Origin of the sequence: Bacillus sp. C30 (assembly GCF_040838255.1) — a bacterium.
Lineage (GTDB): Bacteria > Bacillota > Bacilli > Bacillales > Bacillaceae_G > Bacillus_A > Bacillus_A mycoides.
This window is the reverse complement of sequence record NZ_JBFPJH010000419.1, coordinates 1-2,556: the sequence shown is the minus strand read 5'-3', so window position 1 is coordinate 2,556 and position 2,556 is coordinate 1. Positions and strand designations below refer to the sequence as shown.

At 35.5% G+C, this 2,556-nt stretch carries 3 protein-coding genes; 2 read left to right on the top strand and 1 reads right to left on the bottom strand.

What is annotated here, in order from left to right:
- Positions 1–73 precede the first annotated feature (73 nt).
- Both motA and motB read left to right on the top strand, forming a co-directional pair.
- Entirely contained in the window at positions 74–868 is a 795-nt protein-coding gene (gene motA / locus AB3X49_RS21130) for a flagellar motor stator protein MotA (RefSeq protein WP_044442331.1), read from the top strand.
- Positions 858–1,646, top strand: coding sequence for a flagellar motor protein MotB (gene motB, locus AB3X49_RS21125; RefSeq protein ID WP_367964552.1), 789 nt, complete (start codon positions 858–860; stop codon positions 1,644–1,646). The genes motA and motB overlap by 11 nt, the downstream gene beginning before the upstream one ends.
- A 28-nt stretch (positions 1,647–1,674) precedes the next feature.
- Here the strand turns inward: motB and AB3X49_RS21120 are convergent, their stop codons facing one another.
- Positions 1,675–2,502 (bottom strand): 5'-nucleotidase, lipoprotein e(P4) family, encoded by an 828-nt coding sequence (locus tag AB3X49_RS21120; protein WP_367964550.1) that lies wholly within the window; start codon positions 2,500–2,502, stop codon positions 1,675–1,677.
- Positions 2,503–2,556: the final 54 nt, after the last annotated feature.

The following is a 2,556-nucleotide window of genomic DNA, read 5'->3' as shown; positions in this document are numbered from 1 at the left end:
ATATATGTATATAAGAAGATGTAGCGATTATCGAGAATAAAAGACCTCTGGTATAGACTAGGAGTGAATGGGAATGGATTTTGCAACAATTATTGGAATCATTTTAGGAGTATTAGCGGTAGTCGTAGGGATGGTCGTCAAGGGCGCTGACATAACAGCCTTACTAAATCCTGCCGCAGCACTAATTATTTTCGTCGGTACATTTGCTGCAGTGTGTATTGCATTTCCGATGAATCAACTAAAAAAAGTTCCAAAATTATTTAAAGTTCTTTTTGGTTCAAATAAAAAAGATCTAAGTTATGAACAATTGCTAGAATTATTTGTTCATTGGACATCTGAGAGTAGAAAATACGGTATTTTGTCTTTAGAGCAACAATTAGATGAAATTGAAGATGAATTTCTTTTGCGTGGTATGAAATTTGTTATTGATGGTGTATCTGCAGAGGATTTAGAACAAATTTTAGAAGCCGAATTAGAAGCGATTGAAGAGAGACATGCAAAAGGGGCTGCTATTTTTTCGCAAGCTGGTACATATGCACCTACACTAGGGGTTTTAGGTGCTGTTATTGGTCTTGTAGCTGCACTTGGAAATTTAACTGATATTGAAAAGCTAGGGCATGCTATTTCAGGTGCGTTTATTGCAACGATTTTCGGTATTTTTTCAGGTTACGTATTATGGCATCCATTTGCAAACAAATTGAAGCAAAAGTCTGCTGCTGAATTAGAGAAGAAACGTTTAATTATTGATTGTTTATTAATGTTACAAGAAGGTACATATCCGTTTATTATGAAAAACCGCATTTTAGGTGCGCTTTCTGCAACTGAGCGTAGGAAGCTAGAAAAAGGAGCGGAAAAAAATGCGGAGTAAGAAAAATAGAAGAGGCAAAAAGAAAAAACATGAAGAGCATATTGATGAAACTTGGTTAATTCCGTATTCTGATATGTTAACGTTGTTATTTGCATTGTTCATCGTATTATTCGCAATGAGTAGTATAGATGCTGCGAAGTTTAAACAGATGGCAGTTTCTTTTCGAAGTGAGTTAGCCGGTGGAACAGGAAATAAAGAATTTTTAAGCGATCAAAAACCAAATGAGGAAAAAGAATTATCAGCAAATAGCCTTGAGGCAGAACAAGCAAAAAAACAAGCGGAAGATAGAGCTAAAGAAAAAAAAGAAATGGATGAGTTGAAAGCATTACAAAAAAAGATTGATCAATATATTAATGAGAAACAACTATCCTCTTCTTTTCAAACTAAGTTAACTGAAAAAGGATTAATGTTAACGATATTAGAAAATGTACTATTTGATTCAGGGAAAGCAGATGTGAAGTTGGAATCGTTAGGGATTGCAAAAGAGATGTCTAACCTACTTGTTTCAGCATCACCTCGTGAAATTACCGTATCGGGCCATACAGACAATGTTCCTATTTCAAACGCACAGTTTGCATCGAATTGGGAATTAAGTACGCAGCGTGCAGTTAATTTTATGCAGGTGTTACTTCAAAATAAAGAATTGCAACCAGAAAAATTTAGTGCAGTTGGTTATGGAGAATACCGTTCAATTGCACCAAATGATACGCCAGAAGGAAAAGCGAAAAATAGACGTGTAGAAGTATTTATTTTACCTTTAACAAGAAATATGCAATAAAAGAGGATGGCGAAGGCCATCCTCTTTGTTATTTTGCATCAAATGATTTTAAATTGTCACGACGGATTTTGTCTTTTTCTGCATCTGATTTTTTGAAATTATAGTCATATAGAGCACCTTCCCAATCACCGTACATTGGATTAGGGAAAATGATGAATTTCTCACCAAATTGTGCTTTTGATTCTGCTACTGTTTCATTGCGATCTTTTACAGATTTTCCATCAAAACCAGTGAAATCAGATAAGTTGTCACCGAAGAATAGGACGATATCATGTGTTTGAGAAACAAGTTCACGACGCTTTTCTTTCCCTTTTTCTTTCGGGTCTTGTAGTAATATATGTTCTTTCGTCGCTTGAGGAGCACCTACGCGCTCAAGGTTTTTAATTGTTGCATCTAGTTGATTTGTTTTACGATTTGAGATGTAGTAAATATCTACACCTTTAGACTCTGTATATTTTAAGAAATCAATAGCGCCTGGAAGAGCTTCAGCTTCAGCCTTATTAATCCATTCGTCCCATTTATAAGGATAGCCTTTTCCTGTTTTTACGCTCATTGCTTGATGGGGACTGTTATCTAAAACAGTTTCATCTAGATCAAGTACGATAGCAGGTTTTTTTTCTGTCCCTTTTGCAAGAGCTGCATCAAGCTTTAATTGACCAATATTGTAGCCTTGGTAGTAAAGTGCTTTCGTTTCGCCAGCTGTTTGATACCATAAATCGGCCATCAATTGCTGGTCTGTTAATTGTACTTTCTCTTCTTTTGCCACTGTTTTCTCAGCTGTTCCTGAACATGCTACAAGCGATGTGGAAAGAACGGCCACAGATAATAAAGTGGTAATGCCCCTTTTCATCTTCATATGTATCCTCCTTGATGTTAGAAAATCATCTTATATTATATATTAAAATATAAA